The sequence below is a fragment of the Gelidimonas denitrificans genome, assembly GCF_055694065.1.
Genome location: NZ_CM146350.1, coordinates 1,766,490 through 1,782,781 on the forward strand (window position 1 = coordinate 1,766,490; position 16,292 = coordinate 1,782,781).

The window sequence follows — 16,292 nt, forward strand, 5'->3', positions numbered from 1 at the left end:
CAAATTCGACAGGTGCAACAGGTTCGACAAACTCAATCTGCGCGGTAATTCGGCGCTTCCTTGGTGATCTGTACATCATGCACATGCGATTCGCGCATGCCGGCCGAAGTAATTTCGACAAATTCCGCTTTTTCGCGCAGTTCATCGATGGTGGCGCAACCGCAATACCCCATGGATGAGCGGATGCCGCCGACCAGTTGATACATGATGGCCAAGACGCTTCCCTTGTAAGCGACGCGGCCTTCAATACCTTCCGGCACCAGTTTGTCGAGGTTGTTGGCGGGGTCCTGGAAATAGCGGTCGGCCGAGCCGTCGGCCATTGCTGCCAGACTGCCCATGCCGCGATAGGATTTGTAACTGCGCCCCTGGAACAAAATCACCTCCCCTGGCGCTTCTTCGGTGCCGGCAAACATGCTGCCCATCATGACGCTGGATGCGCCGGCCGCTAGAGCCTTGGAAATATCGCCCGAGTAACGAATCCCGCCATCGGCAATGCACGGCACACCAGTGCCTTGCAGCGCCTTGCTTACATTGGCAATCGCAGTAATTTGCGGCACTCCGACACCGGCCACGATGCGGGTGGTGCAGATAGAACCAGGGCCGATGCCGACCTTAACGCCATCGGCGCCATATTCGACCAGTGCCTTGGCTGCGGCTGCGGTGGCAATATTGCCGCCGATGACATCGATCATCGGGTAATTGGTCTTCACCCATTTGACACGGTCAAGCACACCTTGCGAGTGGCCATGTGCGGTGTCGACGACGATAACATCGACGCCCGCCTTGACCAGCAGATCGATGCGAAGATCGTTTTCCGGGCCGACTCCAACCGCCGCACCGACACGCAACTTGCCGTATTCATCCTTGGATGCAAACGGATGCTCAGTTGCTTTCTGGATATCCTTGACAGTAATCAGGCCGCGCAATTCGAATGCATCATTTACTACGAGTACGCGTTCCAGGCGATGCTTGTTCATCAGACGCTTGGCTTCGACCAGGTCTTCACCTTCCTTGACGTATACAAGTTTTTCCCGGGGAGTCATCTTGTCTCGGGCTTGCGCATCTAGTTCATGCTCAAAGCGCAAATCGCGGTTGGTAATGATGCCAACCACAGTCTTGCCATCGACCACAGGAAAACCGCTGATGCCATGCTGCAATGACAGCGCGATCACGTCGCGGATGCGCATGGTCGGCGGGATAGTGATCGGGTCACGCAACACGCCCGACTCGAAACGCTTGACCTTGGCAACCTCACGCGCCTGCTCCGCAGCGGTCATGTTCTTGTGAATGATGCCGATGCCGCCCTCTTGCGCCATCGCAATCGCCAGCCGAGACTCTGTCACGGTATCCATTGCGGCCGAGGCCAGCGGCATGTTTAACGTGATATTGCGCGTCAGGCGCGTTCTCAGAGAGGTATCTTTGGGGAGGATGTTTGAATAAGCCGGCACGAGCAGCACGTCATCGAATGTGAGTGCTTTTTGAAGTAAACGCATCTTAATTCCTATTGGCGCAAAACAGGATTATACAGAAATCCGCTTTAAAAACGTTTTTCATGACAAATCCCATTTCGCGTCATTTGGAATTTATGCAGTTTTTTAGTGCATCAATGTGCTGCAGGTTTCTGATGACGAAAAACAACGTCCACCAAAAAAATGCCAGCAAGAAGCAAGTCCTTAAACGCAAGAGTTCTGCCAACACCAATCATTGCATGAGTATATTTCATATTGGCAATGAATACATGCGTGAAAATGCATGAAAATACCTATACTCGCTGTTTTTATGAAACCATTCGTGCGCTGGTGTTAGTGCGTGTTTTTCATGAACCAGGCAACATCCGCGATGTTCAGGAAATTTCCGCCACATGGTGGCAAGCAACCATCCTGCCTTCAAATGGCAGCAGCTGTGGAATCTCCACCCGGCAACGCTCGGTAGCATATGGGCAACGATTATTGAAGGCGCACCCTGGCGGAGGCGCCAGAGGCGAAGGCAATTCGCCGTGCAAAATGATCTTTTTCTGGCGCTGGGCGGGATCAATGCGCGGCGTGCTGGCAAGCAAGGCGCGCGTATACGGATGCAGCGGGCGGCTAAAAATCTGATGCTTGGGGCCGTGCTCGACCGTTTTGCCCAGATACATCACCAGCACTTCGTCGGCGATCATCTCGACCACAGTTAAATTATGCGAGATGAACAGGTAAGCCACATCGCTCGCCTCTTGCAAATCCATCAGCAAATTCAACACCTGAGCCTGAATCGATACGTCCAGCGCCGACACCGGCTCATCGGCCACGATGACTTTGGGGTTCAGCATCAGGGCGCGGGCGATGGCGATACGCTGGCGCTGTCCACCGGAAAACATGTGCGGGTAACGGCCGTAATGTTCAGGCCGCAAGCCGACCTTGGCCATCATGGCTTGCACGCGTTCCATACGTTCCGGTTTGGCATGGCCGGTATTGATCACCAAAGGTTCTTCCAGAATCGCACCCACTTTCTTGCGCGGATTCAGGCTGGCATACGGGTTTTGAAACACCATTTGCACCATCGGACGGACGTGCTTGCGGGCGGCCTTATCCGCATTTGCGATATTGATGCCATCCATCCATAACTCGCCGCCGGTCGGTGCTTCAATCATCACAACCTGGCGCGCCAGCGTCGATTTGCCGCAACCGGATTCGCCCACTACAGCCAATGTCTTGCCTGGGGTAAGCGTGAACGATACGCCATCGAGCGCGCGCGCAGCCACCTTCGGCTTGAACCATCCCTGCGATACCGCGTAGTGTTTGCTGAGATTTTTTGCTTCAAGCAGAATATTTGTATTTGTCATCATCAAACCTTTTGCCAGCCGTTGGTGGGAAGGCCTTGATTATCAAGCGGAAAATGGCAACGCGCCTGCGCACCCGATACGCCGGTCAATTCAGGCCGCTGCTGGCGACATTTTTCGGTAGCGTAAGGACAGCGCGGACTGAGCAAGCAGCCGCTAGGACGATCATATTGACCTGGCACGACGCCAGCCAGTGTCTGCAATCGATTACGGCCAATATTGTGTTCCGGCAGCGCGGCCAGCAAGGCTTGGGTGTAAGGATGCCTTGGCGCATTAAAAATATCTGGCACGTTTCCGGTTTCGACCACCTGCCCGGCGTACATCACCACCACGCGTTTGACTGTTTGCGCGATCACGCTCAAATCGTGGGTGATGAGCATCAGCGCCATGCCGCGTTCGCGCTGCAATTGCAGCAACAATTCCAGCATTTGCGCTTGCACTGTCACGTCGAGCGCAGTGGTTGGCTCATCGGCAATCAGCAAGCGCGGATTGCAAGCGATGGCGATGGCTACCATCACGCGCTGGCTCATGCCGCCGGACAATTGGTGCGGGTAAGCATCCAGGCGGCGCTCGGCATCTGGGATATCGACTTGCTTCAATAGCGCCAATGCCTTGGCCCGAAGCGCCTTGTTCGATCCACCTTCGTGGACGCGCAAGGTCTCCATCAATTGGTAAGCGACAGTAAAAGATGGGTTCAGACTCGTCATCGGGTCCTGGAATATCATCGCAATATCCTTGCCCAACAGCTTGCGCCGCTCGCCTTCCGACATCTTCAGCAAATCACGGCCATCGAAAGCCATGCGTTCAGCCTGAACCCGGCCCGGATAATCGATCAATCCCATCAGCGCGAGCGAAGTGACGCTCTTGCCGGAGCCGGACTCTCCCACGATGCCAACCACTTCACCCTGATCGATATTCAAATCCAGACCATCGACAGCCATGAAAGGTGCTTTTTCTGAGCCGAACTGTACGCTCATGTTCTTGATTTCTAAGAGTGCCATGATTTATCGTTTCAGTTTCGGGTCGAGTGCATCGCGCAATCCATCGCCCATCAGGTTAAAAGCCAGCACGGAAACCAGAATCGCCAAGCCAGGAAAAGTCACCACCCACCAGGCGCTCTGGATAAATTCAAGCGCGCTGGACAGCATGGAACCCCATTCCGGCGTCGGAGGCTGCGCGCCCAGACCCAGAAAACCCAGTGCCGCCGCATCCAGAATGGCACTGGAAAACCCGAGTGTCGTTTGCACGATCAACGGCGCGGCGCAGTTAGGCAAAATGCAATTGAGCATCAGGCGCAGGTTGCCTGCGCCTGCGATGCGCGAGGCATTGACATAATCTTTCGATACTTCGCCGATCACCGCAGCACGGGTCAGGCGGGCAAAATGCGGCAGCATCACGATGGCTATCGCATACATTGCATTCATCAGGCCAGCCCCAAGAATGGCTACCACCGCAATCGCCAGCAACAAGCTGGGCAAAGCCAGCATGATGTCCATCAAGCGCATGATGGCGACTTCAATTCCACCTCGAAAAAAACCGGCAAGCAGTCCGAGCACAACGCCGATACTGAGCGACAACGTGACCGATACCAGACCGATGAACAGAGATAGCCGCGTGCCGTAAATCAGGCGCGACAGCATGTCGCGGCCGACAGGGTCGGTGCCCAGGATGAATTTACTGCTGCCGCCATCCTGCCACATGGGCGGAACCAAAGTCGCTTCGCGGTATTGCGCAATCGCGGAGTGCGGTGCGATGACATCGGCCAGCAATGCCACTAATATCAATCCGATGACGGCAAACAGCCCTATCAAGGCGCCGCGATTCTGGCAAAAATAATCCCATAATTCACGCAATGGATGCGGTGGGATATGTGAAAACGTCGGAGAAAACGCCGGGGAAGGCGCCACGGAAGATGCAGGAGATGTAGACGTTGGATTGCTCATGAGCTGTGTCGAATACGTGGATTGATGGCGCCATACAGCACGTCAACAAGAAGATTGACAATGATGATGATGGTGGCAGACATCAGGATGCCTCCCTGCACGACAGCATAATCGCGGCGCTGTATTGCACTTACCAGCCATTTCCCGATGCCGGGCCATGAAAATATGGTTTCGGTCAGAATCGCGCCGGCCAGTAGCGTACCGACTTGCAAGCCGATGATGGTAACCACTGGAATCAGTGCATTGCGCAGTGCATGAATACCGATGACCCGCCATTTCGACAATCCTTTGGCGCGTGCGGTACGCACATAATCTTCGCGCAAGACCTCAAGCATTGCTGAACGCGTCATGCGGGCAATCACGGCAAGTGGAATTGTTCCCAGCGCAATTGCAGGCAAAATCAAATGCGACACCGCCGATTTGAAGGCTCCGGGCTCGCCCGACAGCAAGCTGTCAATCAGCATGAATCCGGTAACTGGCGGCAGATCGAACATGATGTCGATCCGGCCCGATACCGGAGTCCAGCCAAGGGTGACCGAGAACAGCAGGATGAGCAGCAGCGCCCACCAGAAAATCGGCATCGAGAACCCGGTCAGCGACAGACCCATCACCGAATAATCAAGATACGTATTGCGCTTCAGCGCTGCCAATATGCCGGCGGGTATTCCGATCAATAGCGCCAATAGCATGGCACACAAGGATAATTCGACTGTCGCCGGAAACAGTGTGATGAATTCTTTAAATACCGGCTCATGGGTTGAAAGAGAAAACCCGAGATCACCGTGAAGTATATTTTTCAAATAATCAAAATATTGTATGTACAGCGGCTGATCAAGGCCGAACTCATGCAGCAGGCGCGCATAACGTGCTGCATCCATGCCGCGCTCACCCGACATGGCTTCTACGGCATTGCCGGGGATCATGTGAATGAGAGAGAACACAAGTAAGGTAATGCCTAGGAAGGTCGGAATGACCAGACCTATTCGGCGCAGGAGAAATCCAAACATCGGGGGCCTTCGATAGTCAATTGGTGTTGTGCGATAGGTTGACAGCGCCATACCCGCATCACTGCTTTACCTAATCCAAGCCAAGCAGGATCAGTCATAACGGTGTTGCGGGAACAACGCTTATCACTTGCAGAAATCTTATTTCTTCAAATCGACGTTATTGAAATTAAAATGGCCGGTAGGGTCCATCTTGAAGCCGATCACATTTTTCCGTACCGGAGTGTAGGCAACCGAATGGGCAATCGTAATCCACGGTGCTTCTTCCTTGACGATTTCCTGCGCTTTTTCGTACAGCTTGCTGCGCTCCGCCTGCGTTGGCGCAACCTTGGCTTTCTGGGTCAATGCTTCAAAATCCTTGTTGCACCAGCGCGCCACATTACCCCCACCCTTGACTGCGTTGCAGCCGAGCAGCGTATCGAAGAAATTGTCTGGATCGCCGTTATCGCCGGTCCAGCCGAACATCATCGACTGTTGCTCACCCGCTTTGCTGCGTTTTTTGTATTCGCCCCATTCGTAGGTGGTGAGTTTTGCTTTGACGCCAATCTTGGCCCAATCGGCCTGGATCAATTCAGCCATACGCTTGCCATCCGGATTGTAGGGACGCGACACCGGCAGGTACCATAAATCTATTTCCAGACCATTCGGATAACCGGCCTTGGCCAGCAAAGCTTTGGCCTTGTTGATGTCATACGCGTAATCCTTGATCTTTTTGTTATAAGACCACATGGTTGGCGGAATCGGATTTATGGCGGCCTTACCGCCGCCCTGATAGACCGAACTGAGAATGCTTTTCTTGTCCACGGCCATATTCAGGGCTTGGCGCACGAGCTTGTTGTCGAACGGTTTTTTCTCGACATTCATTGCAATGTAGCCAATGTTCAATCCTTCCTGCGACAACAGGTTAATCGCTGGATCGGACTTCATCATCGCAATATCGGCTGGCTTGGGATGCGCCATCACATGACATTCGCCGGCCTTGAGCTTGGCATAACGCACCGATGCATCAGGTGTGATGGCAAAGATCAGATTATCGATCTTCGGCCGGCCTTTCCAGTATTGATCGAACGCCTTGTAGCGGATGATTGCATCTTTTTGGTAAGAGCCGAACACGAACGCGCCGGTACCAATCGGTTCGCGGTCGATCACTTCCGGGGTGCCGGCCGCCAGCATTTTGTCAGCGTACTCGGCAGACAATATCGAGGAAAAGTCCATCGCCAGATTGGCGATGAATGGCGCCTCCGGATGCTTGAGCGTGAAGCGTACGGTTCTGTCGTCGATTTTCTCCAGTTTGTCGACGATATTGTTCATTCCCATATCTTCAAAATAGGCAAAAGTCTGGCCTTGCGCCGTCTTGTGGAATGGATGTGCAGGGTTCGCCATGCGGTTGTAACTGAACAAAACATCGTCCGCATTGAAGTCGCGTGACGGCTTGAACTTGGCGCTGCTATGGAATTTGACGCCCTTGCGCAGGGTGAAGGTATACGTCAGCCCATCGGGAGATGCCACCCAGGATTCTGCCAGTCCAGGACCAACCTTGGTCGTGCCAAGTTCGAATTCGACCAAACGGTTATACATCGGCACCGACGAGGCATCGAAGGTTGTGCCCGTGGTAAAAAATTGGGGATTAAAACCTTCCGGGCTGCCTTCCGAGCAATACACCAGGTTAGTGGCAGCTGCAGCGAATCCCGCGTAAGCAAACAAGACCGCAAGCACACCAACCTTGATCGCATATTTTCCATTTATTCCCATTGTCCGTTCTCCTCTTTAGTATTGAATTCAATGAATTGAATCGCTTTATTTCTCACCGGATGAGAATGTTTTAAGCACTCCGCGCTCCGGCTAGACCGGGACAAATATACATTTAATTCAATCCATAGTTCAGTCCTTGTTTGCATAGGGTTATGCAAACAAGGACTAAGATTTTTGCTGAGGTTGTGGGAAATACTAGAAAAAATATCTGAACGGAAGTTCGGCGGCAAACCAGTTAGCGGACGTCCAGATTAGACTTGATGCGACTGCAGATAATCCCATAACTGCGCAACCAGGCGCTTTCCCGGCTTTTGGCTGGAAGGTTTTTCGCGGTACAAGCGAATTTCCATATCGGTTTCCCAGCGCTGTTGCGGGCTATCTGCGCGCACCAATTGCTGCTGCGCGAGTTCCTGCGTGACGGCTGACTCCGGTAGGAATGCAATGCCATGACCTTCCAGCGCCATCATCTTCAGGGCTTCCGCAGTCCCCGTCTCATAGCATTTTTCCAGATGCAATGGCATCAGGGCGTCGGCCTGGATCAAATCAATAATACGGCCGAGATAGGCGGTGTTTGCATAGGATAAATACGGCAGCGGTGCATTGGCGCTCCCTGGCAACACGAACTCTGGCCGGCCGGCCTGATCGCACCGGCTATAAGCACACAATTTTTCATACCCCACAATCATCATGTCATAACGGTTGGCGTCAAGCTGGAGCGGTTGCAGAGGGTGGTAAAAAGTCAGCAACAGATCACAACCGCCTTCGGATAACACCAACACGGCATCATGCACATTGAATGCCGTCAGCCGCGCACTGAACGGTCCGATGCCGGATTTCAGGTCTGTCAGCCATTTGGGGGTATAGGTCAGCGCCAGCGTATGGTGAACTGCAAAATCAATCGAAGATTGGGTGCTGGAACGATTCTGACGCAACAATGCCCTGACATCGTTGATCTGGCCGAGCATGGCGATGGCCTGCTCATAAAACAGATGCCCTTCCCGCGTCAGACTGGTGGGGAATGAGGTACGGTCGATCAGATCGGTGCCGATCCACGCTTCAAGCGATTTAATGCGACGCGAAAACGCTGATTGCGTTACATGACGCTGCTCTGCCGAGCGGCTGAAGCTATGGGTTTGCGCCAGAGAAATAAAATCCTCCAACCATTTACTATCCATTGCACTGCATTTCTATATAATATTTTCGGTTGAAAGTACGGTTGCGACGGATTATAGGACGTAAATCAGCACGACAATCCTATGGTCCGCATTCTTATGTTTCTTCCCAGTTTTCATAAAACCACCATGCAGCAACCTTTCCGGCTGACTGAATCAGCAAGGCAACAATGAACCACTTGTATCTCAAACGCCTCACCGCATTGACTATCGCCAGCCTGATACTTGGCCTGTCGTTCCATGCTGTTGCCCAGCATGTATGGCTCGATGATAAAGGCGTAAAGCAGTATTCCGACATGCCGCCGCCAGCCACGGTGCCGAGCCGGCACATATTGAAGTCTCCGGGCGCAGCAAATCGGGCACCTGTTTCCGGTATTGTGCCCGAAGCTGCTTCAGCCGGGAGCGATAATGCGGCGGCTGTGGCAACAACGAAGCTGCCGCTGACAACCGCTGAAAAGAATGCCGACTTCCAGAAGCGCAGATTGGAGCAGGCTGAAAAAGACAAGAAAGCAGCCGATAACGCCCAACGCGCGGCCGACAAGAGCAAAAACTGCGAGCGCGTCAGTGCTTATCAGAAAGCGCTTGATTCCGGTCAACGCATCTCGCAGCAGGGAAAAGATGGCCAGCGCGATTATCTGAGCGACGCAAACCGCGCCCAGGAATTGCGCGACACGAAGAAAATTCTCAGCGAATGTAAATGAACGTTACTTACAGGAAAATCATCCTTGTACGCTGGGATTTGCTCCCAGTTTTCTGTCGGCGCGTCGGCGGCGCGACTCTTTCGGGTCTGCTATTAGCGGCCGATAAATTTCGATCCGGTCGCCATCCCGCAGAATCGTTTCCAAAGTCCTGAGTTTGGCGTAAATGCCGACACGGCAAGTCAATAAGTCAATTTCCAGCATGTCACGCAGTATCCCGCTGTGCACGATTGCAGTCTGCAAGGTGCTTCCAAGCGGCACGCTGACGTCGCGCAATAGCGCAATCTCCGGTTTGGCGTAACACACCTGCACCTGTATCTGCGCATTGCCGATGGTCTTATCCATACGCGGTCTCCGCCCTTTTACAAAATGATTCGACGAAACTATTGGCGATCATGCCGAATACCGGCCCGATGAGTTTATCCAGAATCCGGCTGGAAAATTCATATTCCAAGTCGAATTCAATCTTGCAGGCATCTTCGCGCAGCGGCTTGAATATCCAGGAACCCTGCAGTTGCCGGAATGGACCTTCCAGCAAGCGCATTTGTATCGATGTCGGCCGGACATTGGTATTTTCCGTTGTGAAGGATTGCTTGAGCCCGTGATAATGTATGGCGATGGTTGCAACTAGCCCATGCCCGTCGGCTGCGCGATCGCGCACCTCAGCACCGCCACACCATGGCAGGAAGCGTGGATAATCTTCCACCTTGTCAACCAGAGCAAACATCTGCTCGGCGCTATAACCTACAATTACTGATTTATGTACTACTGCCATCGAATCTCAACCGTTTGGTAAAATTACACGAATTCTAACCGACTCCCCTTATTGCCCCATCACATGACCATAGTTGACAACAGAAAAGCTTTCCATGACTACTTTATCGAGGAGCGCTTCGAGGCCGGTGTTGTCCTGCATGGCTGGGAAGCCAAGTCCATACGCGCCGGACGGGTGCAACTCAAGGAAGCCTATGTGATCGTGCGCGATGGCGAGATTTTCTTGTTCGGCGCCCATATCAGCGCACTATTAAGCGCCTCCACCCATGTCCATCCGGAAGCCTTGCGTACGCGCAAGTTGCTGCTCCATGCAGCCGAAATCAGTAAGCTGGTCAGCAAGGTCGAACGCTCCGGCTACACTCTGGTGCCCATCAACCTGCATTTCGTGCGGGGACGCGTCAAGTGTGAAATCGGGCTGGCTAAAGGCAAGAAGCTGCACGACAAACGCGACACCGAGAAATCACGCGATTGGCAACGCGAACAACAGCAAATCATGAAACAGAATTTCCGTTAAGTATGAAGCCAACGCTCTATACGCTTTAAATTTAAAGTGGAGTATGCAATAAAACATGGCATTTTCCGCTGTAATTTATTGGAATATATTTGATACATGTGCGTATACAGATAAAACGCACCAAAACTGCTCATCTGACTATCCGTATAAAAAACCGAAATTGCAGCCGTTTTAGACACGGTTGCCAATCGTCTATCAGGATATCAGTTCGATGTCCCATAGTGCACCTCGATACATCGTACCGGCATGATTACTCTGTTATTGCTTGAAGTGTGCCGGGGAATGTTTTGGCAATGGCGAGGATGCCCTCCATGCCAAACCAGATCATCCTGTTTTGCATCCAATGCTCCTGTGTATTGTGAAATAAGCGACCTCTCATTGCGATAAGCTGGCCCGTGGAAACAGGCTCACCATCGTAGGCTAAAAAAAACGCGAATCGACTTGGTCGACTCGCGTTTTTTTTGCCAGCAATAAATTTTTATCTAAGTGCGGCCAGCGCTTGCCAGGTATCGATTACCGTATCCGGGTTGAGCGAAATCGATTCAATGCCCTGTTTCAAGAGCCACTCGGCAAATTCCGGATGGTCTGATGGCCCTTGGCCGCAAATCCCGATATATTTGCCTTGTGCACGGCAGGCGGCGATAGCCTGCGAGATCAAAGCCAGCACGGCAGGATCGCGTTCATCGAAATCGGCTGCCAGCAATTCCATGCCGGAATCCCGATCCAGGCCGAGCGTCAGCTGTGTCAGGTCGTTGGAGCCGATGGAGAAACCGTCAAAGTGCTCCAGGAACTGTTCAGCCAGAATCGCGTTCGAAGGCACTTCGCACATCATGATGACGCGCAAACCATCCTGGCCGCGCTTGAGGCCGTTCTTGCCCAGCAGGCCGATCACTTTTTCGGCTTGCCCCAGCGTACGCACGAACGGAATCATGATTTCGACGTTGGTCAAGCCCATTTCGTTACGTACCCGCTTCATGGCCAGACATTCCATTTCAAATGCTTCGGCAAAATCGTCGGCCAGATAGCGCGCAGCGCCACGGAAGCCCAGCATTGGATTTTCTTCGTCGGGCTCATAACGCGAGCCGCCGATGAGCTTCTTGTACTCATTCGACTTGAAGTCGGACATGCGCACAATCACCGGTTTCGGCCAGAAAGCTGCCGCGATGGTGGCGATTCCTTCAGCCAGCTTATCGACATAAAAGGCTTTCGGCGAAGCGTGGCCGCGAGCCACAGATTCAACCGCTTTCTTCAACGCAGCATCGATATTCGGATATTCCAGAATTGCTTTTGGATGGACGCCGATATTGTTGTTGATAATGAACTCAAGACGCGCCAGACCGACACCGGCATTCGGAATCGATTGAAAATCAAACGCCAGTTGTGGATTGCCGACGTTCATCATGATTTTCAGCGGCAATTTCGGCAATTCGCCGCGTGCTACTTCAGTGACTTCGGTTTCCAGCAAGCCGTCATAAATCTTGCCTTCATCGCCCTCGGCGCAGGATACAGTGACCAGCGTACCTTCCTTGAGCAATTCGGTTGCATTGCCGCAGCCCACTACCGCAGGAACACCCAGTTCGCGCGCAATGATCGCTGCGTGACAGGTGCGACCGCCGCGGTTGGTAACGATGGCCGCAGCCCGCTTCATGACCGGCTCCCAGTTGGGATCGGTCATGTCGGTGACTAGCACATCGCCGGGTTGCACCCGCTCCATATCGGCTGAATCGTGAATCACGCGCACCGGACCGGCACCGATCTTCTGCCCGATCGCACGACCGCTAGCCAATACCGTACCGGTGCTTCTGAGCTTGAAACGCTGCTGGGCATCGGTCGCTTTCTGCTGCGACTTTACCGTTTCCGGACGTGCCTGCAAGATGTACAACTTGCCGTCACGACCATCTTTGCCCCATTCGATATCCATCGGACGCTGATAATGGTTCTCGATGATGACCGCGTATTTGGCCAGTTCCACTACTTCCTGGTCGTTCAGCGAATAGCGATTGCGCAGTTCGATTGGCACATCCACCGTCCGCACCGAGCGCCCAGCCTTGGCTTCGCCGGTAAATTCCATTTTCAGCAGTTTAGAACCGATGTTGCGGCGAATCACTGGCGATTTACCCAGTTGCAGCATCGGTTTGTGGACGTAGAATTCGTCCGGATTGACCGCGCCCTGCACCACCGTTTCACCCAGACCGTAGCTGGAGGTGATAAAGACCACATCCTTGAAGCCCGATTCGGTATCGAGCGTAAACATCACGCCAGCCGCGCCGAGGTCGGAACGCACCATGCGCTGCACACCGGCAGACAGGGCCACTTCCGCATGCGTGAAACCCTTGTGGACGCGGTACGAAATAGCGCGGTCGTTATACAGCGAAGCGAACACATGTTTCATTGCTTCGAGAATATTGTCGATGCCGACTACGTTCAAGAAAGTTTCCTGCTGACCGGCAAAAGATGCATCCGGTAAATCTTCAGCAGTAGCCGAGGACCGCACCGCGAACGACATTTCGCTTGCAGAATCCGCTACCAGTCGCTCATAAAAAGTATTGATTTCACTTTCAAGCCGTGGCTGGAAAGGTGTATCGATGATCCACTGGCGGATTTCAGCACCGGCTTGGGCCAAGGCCCGGACATCGTCGATGTTCAAGTCAAACAAACGCTGCGCAATGCGGTCGGCCAAAGTCGCGCTGCCATTTGCGCTATATGACAAGAAATCCCGAAAAGCCTGGGCAGTAGTGGCAAAACCGCCCGGCACACGCACTCCTGCGTTTGCCAATTGGCTGATCATTTCGCCTAATGATGCATTTTTGCCGCCGACGGAATCCACATCCGTCATGCGCAAATTTTCAAATGAAGCCACGTAAGTGGCCTTCGTAGACACCCCTGTAAGCACTGCGTTGGACATAACAACCTCTAGTTTGATGATAAGAAATCTTCGTGCGCATCGTCATTGATCACTTCTTTTTGTTATTCTTATAAGAGCAACTTGATGCAAGCTAATGTGCAGCATTTTACATGCTGCGATTAGTTTTTATCTGCAGGCATGCTATTTTTAGCACAACCACTCTCTTAAGGCCCCATGTCAGCTATCTCGATCATCCCGCCTACAGCATTCGATCGCACCGTGTTTTTCGTCTCTGATGGTACCGGCATTACTGCCGAGGCTTTCGGCCATGCAGTGCTGACACAGTTCAATCTGCGCTTCAAGCAAGTGCGCCTGCCCTTCATTGACGACCTGGACAAGGCGCATTACGCTGCGGCCAAAATCAATGAAAACTTTGAACAGGAGGGCATGCGCCCGATCATTTTCTCTACACTGGTCAAGGAAGACCTCTCCAAGATCATTCGCAATACCAAATGCATGTATATGGACCTGATCCAGACCTTCGTTGGCCCGCTGGAACAGGAACTGGGAATCAAATCGACCCACACCATCGGTCGTGGTCAGGACATTGCCAATTCAGAAGCATACAAAAACCGTATCGAAGCGATCAATTTTTCGCTGATCCATGATGACGGTCAGTCGCACAAGAACTTGTCTGCCGCCGATGTGATCCTGGTCGGCGTATCGCGCTCGGGAAAAACCCCGACCAGCCTGTTTCTGGCGATGCAATACGGCATCAAGTCGGCGAACTATCCGCTGATACCGGAAGACTTTGAGCGTGGCAAAATGCCTTCGGCCTTGCTGAAGTATAAATCCAAGATTTTTGGCCTGAGCATTACGCCGGAACGCTTGTGCATAATCCGCAACGAGCGTCTCCCTGGCAGCAAGTATGCAGCCCTGGAAAACTGCCGCTTTGAGGTCAACGAGGCAGAAGCGATGATGAAGCGAGAGGGAATACATTGGTTGTCCTCCACCACAAAATCGATAGAAGAGATCTCCAGCACGATTTTGCAGGAACTCAAACTAGAAAAACGGGTGTACTGAGGAATTGATGTTATGCACAAAAACCCAGTCCACGAAAAGCACGAAAGACACGAAAAAACTTCTCTGTCGTAGTCGAAGTGAGTGGTTATGCATTCTTTCGTGTCTTTCGTGGACAATGCTTTTCATATCTTGCACCGTGCGTAACATCAGTGAGGAATATAGAACTGACGCAAAATACTGTTGTTTTCAGTAGTGCAGGCCTCCGTGCCTGCACTACTGAAAGCTAGCGTCTTTGCCTGACTTGCTCAAAAAAGCAGACTGCCGCACTGGCCGCCACATTCAGGGATTCCATCTGGCCCAGATGCGGAATCCCGACCTGGTGCGTGGTCAGTGTCATCAGTTGATCGGAAATTCCCTGCCCTTCGTGACCGAACAGCCACGCTACAGGTTGCTGTAAATCGATATCGTAAATGGTGGCTTCTGCATGGGAACTTGTCGCCAGCACCGGTATGCTTGCAGATTGCAATAACTGCACCAAATCGACCTCTTCCGCGATACGCAGGTGAAAGTGCGCACCCATGCCTGCCCGTAATACTTTGGGCGACCAGGCGAAGGCGGTGCCGGGGCTGCAAAAGACATCTGTGATTCCTGCCGCGGCGGCGCTACGCAAAATCGAGCCCAGATTGCCCGGATCCTGCAACCGGTCCAGCAGCACCGCATTGCCGGACAAACGCAATGACGCGTCATGTGCCGGCGTATCGACCACGAACAGCAGGCCAATGCCATGTTCGACCTGACTGATGGCTTTGAACAGGGCATCCGGCAGCACAATACATTGCGCGCCGCTTTCTTCGCAGCGCTGCAGGATCGGCGTGACTTCGTGTTGCGACGCTGCACTATCGCTGACGATGCACAACGGAGGCGCTCCGACCTGGTCAAGATAAACTTCGCACAAATGGACGCCATCGAGCAATGTGCGCTGCGACTTGCGCCGGGCTTGCGAACTGGTCGCCAGCTGTTTGATTTCTTTGTAGAGCGGATTGTCGCGCGAAGAAATCGGTTTCATGGCTGCCCCACTACGAGCAATGCGCGCACCGGCGCATACGATTTGCGATGCACCGGCGACACGCCATGTTCGCGCAAACGGGCCAAATGCAAGGCAGTCGGATAGCCTTTGTGCTGGTCAAAGGCGTATTGCGGAAATTGCTGATGCAGTGTGAGCAATGCGGCATCGCGCGCAGTTTTGGCCAGAATTGAGGCGGCCGAAATAGCCGGCACCTTGTCGTCGCCTTTGATAATCGCTTCACAATGCATGGTCACCACAGGACAGCGATTGCCATCGATCAGCGCCAGCGTCGGCTGGGTGGAAAGCCCTTCGACCGCACGGCGCATCGCCAGCATCGTGGCTTGCAAAATATTCAGGCGATCGATTTCTTCCTCGGAGCACTGGGCAATCGACCAGGCCAGCGCGCGCTGTCTGATCTGGAGCGCCAGCACCTCGCGCCGCGCAGCGGTCAGTTTTTTCGAATCGCGCAAGCCTTCAATCGGTCTAGTCGGATCGAGAATGACGGCGGCGGCGAATACCGGACCCGCCAGCGGTCCTCGCCCTGCTTCATCGACACCACACATCAACGTGTTGTCAAGTTCAATCGACAACAGGAATTGTTCCAATTTTTGCACGCAGATCACTTTAAAAAATTTAACGAAAATAATAAAATATGGAGTATGGCAAAAAACACAGCTAATTCC

Annotated in this window: 15 protein-coding genes; 3 read left to right on the plus strand and 12 right to left on the minus strand. The window is 53.1% G+C overall.

What is annotated here, in order from left to right:
- Positions 1-32: 32 nt before the first annotated feature.
- From guaB to FKCLFG_RS08290, 7 genes are all read right to left on the minus strand, one after another.
- Positions 33-1,493 (minus strand): IMP dehydrogenase, encoded by a 1,461-nt coding sequence (gene guaB, locus FKCLFG_RS08260; RefSeq protein WP_472615727.1) that lies wholly within the window; start codon positions 1,491-1,493, stop codon positions 33-35.
- Positions 1,494-1,843: 350 nt separating this feature from the next.
- Positions 1,844-2,821, minus strand: a complete 978-nt coding sequence (locus tag FKCLFG_RS08265) for a peptide ABC transporter ATP-binding protein (RefSeq protein ID WP_472615728.1) — start codon at positions 2,819-2,821, stop codon at positions 1,844-1,846.
- Positions 2,822-2,823: 2 nt separating this feature from the next.
- Positions 2,824-3,819: a dipeptide ABC transporter ATP-binding protein gene (gene dppD / locus FKCLFG_RS08270; RefSeq protein WP_472615729.1), complete on the minus strand. Its 996-nt coding sequence runs from the start codon at positions 3,817-3,819 to the stop codon at positions 2,824-2,826.
- Between the two features lie 3 nt (positions 3,820-3,822).
- Positions 3,823-4,761, minus strand: a complete 939-nt coding sequence (locus tag FKCLFG_RS08275) for an ABC transporter permease subunit (RefSeq protein ID WP_472615730.1) — start codon at positions 4,759-4,761, stop codon at positions 3,823-3,825.
- On the minus strand, positions 4,758-5,768 hold the full coding sequence (locus FKCLFG_RS08280) for an ABC transporter permease subunit (RefSeq protein WP_472615731.1): 1,011 nt from the start codon (positions 5,766-5,768) through the stop codon (positions 4,758-4,760). Before FKCLFG_RS08280 ends, FKCLFG_RS08275 begins: the two co-directional genes overlap by 4 nt.
- A 138-nt stretch (positions 5,769-5,906) precedes the next feature.
- A complete protein-coding gene (locus FKCLFG_RS08285) occupies positions 5,907-7,517 on the minus strand; it encodes an ABC transporter substrate-binding protein (protein WP_472615732.1) in 1,611 nt (536 codons plus the stop codon).
- A gap of 251 nt (positions 7,518-7,768) precedes the next feature.
- Positions 7,769-8,692: a LysR family transcriptional regulator gene (locus tag FKCLFG_RS08290; RefSeq protein WP_472615733.1), complete on the minus strand. Its 924-nt coding sequence runs from the start codon at positions 8,690-8,692 to the stop codon at positions 7,769-7,771.
- A 167-nt stretch (positions 8,693-8,859) separates the two neighbouring features.
- On the opposite strand from FKCLFG_RS08290, the gene FKCLFG_RS08295 reads away from it, so the two are divergent.
- Positions 8,860-9,390, plus strand: a complete 531-nt coding sequence (locus FKCLFG_RS08295) for a DUF4124 domain-containing protein (RefSeq protein ID WP_472615734.1) — start codon at positions 8,860-8,862, stop codon at positions 9,388-9,390.
- An 18-nt stretch (positions 9,391-9,408) separates the two neighbouring features.
- On the opposite strand, the gene FKCLFG_RS08300 is transcribed toward FKCLFG_RS08295, so the two are convergent.
- Positions 9,409-9,732 (minus strand): RnfH family protein, encoded by a 324-nt coding sequence (locus FKCLFG_RS08300; RefSeq protein WP_472615735.1) that lies wholly within the window; start codon positions 9,730-9,732, stop codon positions 9,409-9,411.
- Positions 9,725-10,162 carry a type II toxin-antitoxin system RatA family toxin gene (locus FKCLFG_RS08305; RefSeq protein WP_472615736.1) on the minus strand — a complete coding sequence of 146 codons (438 nt, stop codon included), beginning with the start codon at positions 10,160-10,162 and terminating at the stop codon, positions 9,725-9,727. The genes FKCLFG_RS08300 and FKCLFG_RS08305 overlap by 8 nt, the downstream gene beginning before the upstream one ends.
- Positions 10,163-10,225: 63 nt before the next feature.
- Between FKCLFG_RS08305 and smpB the strand changes: the two genes are divergently transcribed.
- Positions 10,226-10,675 (plus strand): SsrA-binding protein SmpB, encoded by a 450-nt coding sequence (smpB, locus tag FKCLFG_RS08310; protein ID WP_472615737.1) that lies wholly within the window; start codon positions 10,226-10,228, stop codon positions 10,673-10,675.
- A 478-nt stretch (positions 10,676-11,153) separates the two neighbouring features.
- Here smpB and ppsA read toward each other — a convergent pair whose 3' ends face one another.
- Positions 11,154-13,580 carry a phosphoenolpyruvate synthase gene (ppsA, locus tag FKCLFG_RS08315; RefSeq protein ID WP_472615738.1) on the minus strand — a complete coding sequence of 809 codons (2,427 nt, stop codon included), beginning with the start codon at positions 13,578-13,580 and terminating at the stop codon, positions 11,154-11,156.
- 174 nt (positions 13,581-13,754) lie between these two features.
- On the opposite strand from ppsA, the gene ppsR reads away from it, so the two are divergent.
- A complete protein-coding gene (gene ppsR, locus FKCLFG_RS08320; RefSeq protein WP_472615739.1) occupies positions 13,755-14,603 on the plus strand; it encodes a posphoenolpyruvate synthetase regulatory kinase/phosphorylase PpsR in 849 nt (282 codons plus the stop codon).
- 223 nt (positions 14,604-14,826) lie between these two features.
- Here the strand turns inward: ppsR and FKCLFG_RS08325 are convergent, their stop codons facing one another.
- Positions 14,827-15,609: a TrmH family RNA methyltransferase gene (locus tag FKCLFG_RS08325; protein WP_472615740.1), complete on the minus strand. Its 783-nt coding sequence runs from the start codon at positions 15,607-15,609 to the stop codon at positions 14,827-14,829.
- Positions 15,606-16,172 carry a ribonuclease HII gene (rnhB, locus tag FKCLFG_RS08330; protein ID WP_472615822.1) on the minus strand — a complete coding sequence of 189 codons (567 nt, stop codon included), beginning with the start codon at positions 16,170-16,172 and terminating at the stop codon, positions 15,606-15,608. Before rnhB ends, FKCLFG_RS08325 begins: the two co-directional genes overlap by 4 nt.
- Between the last annotated feature and the right edge of the window lie 120 nt (positions 16,173-16,292).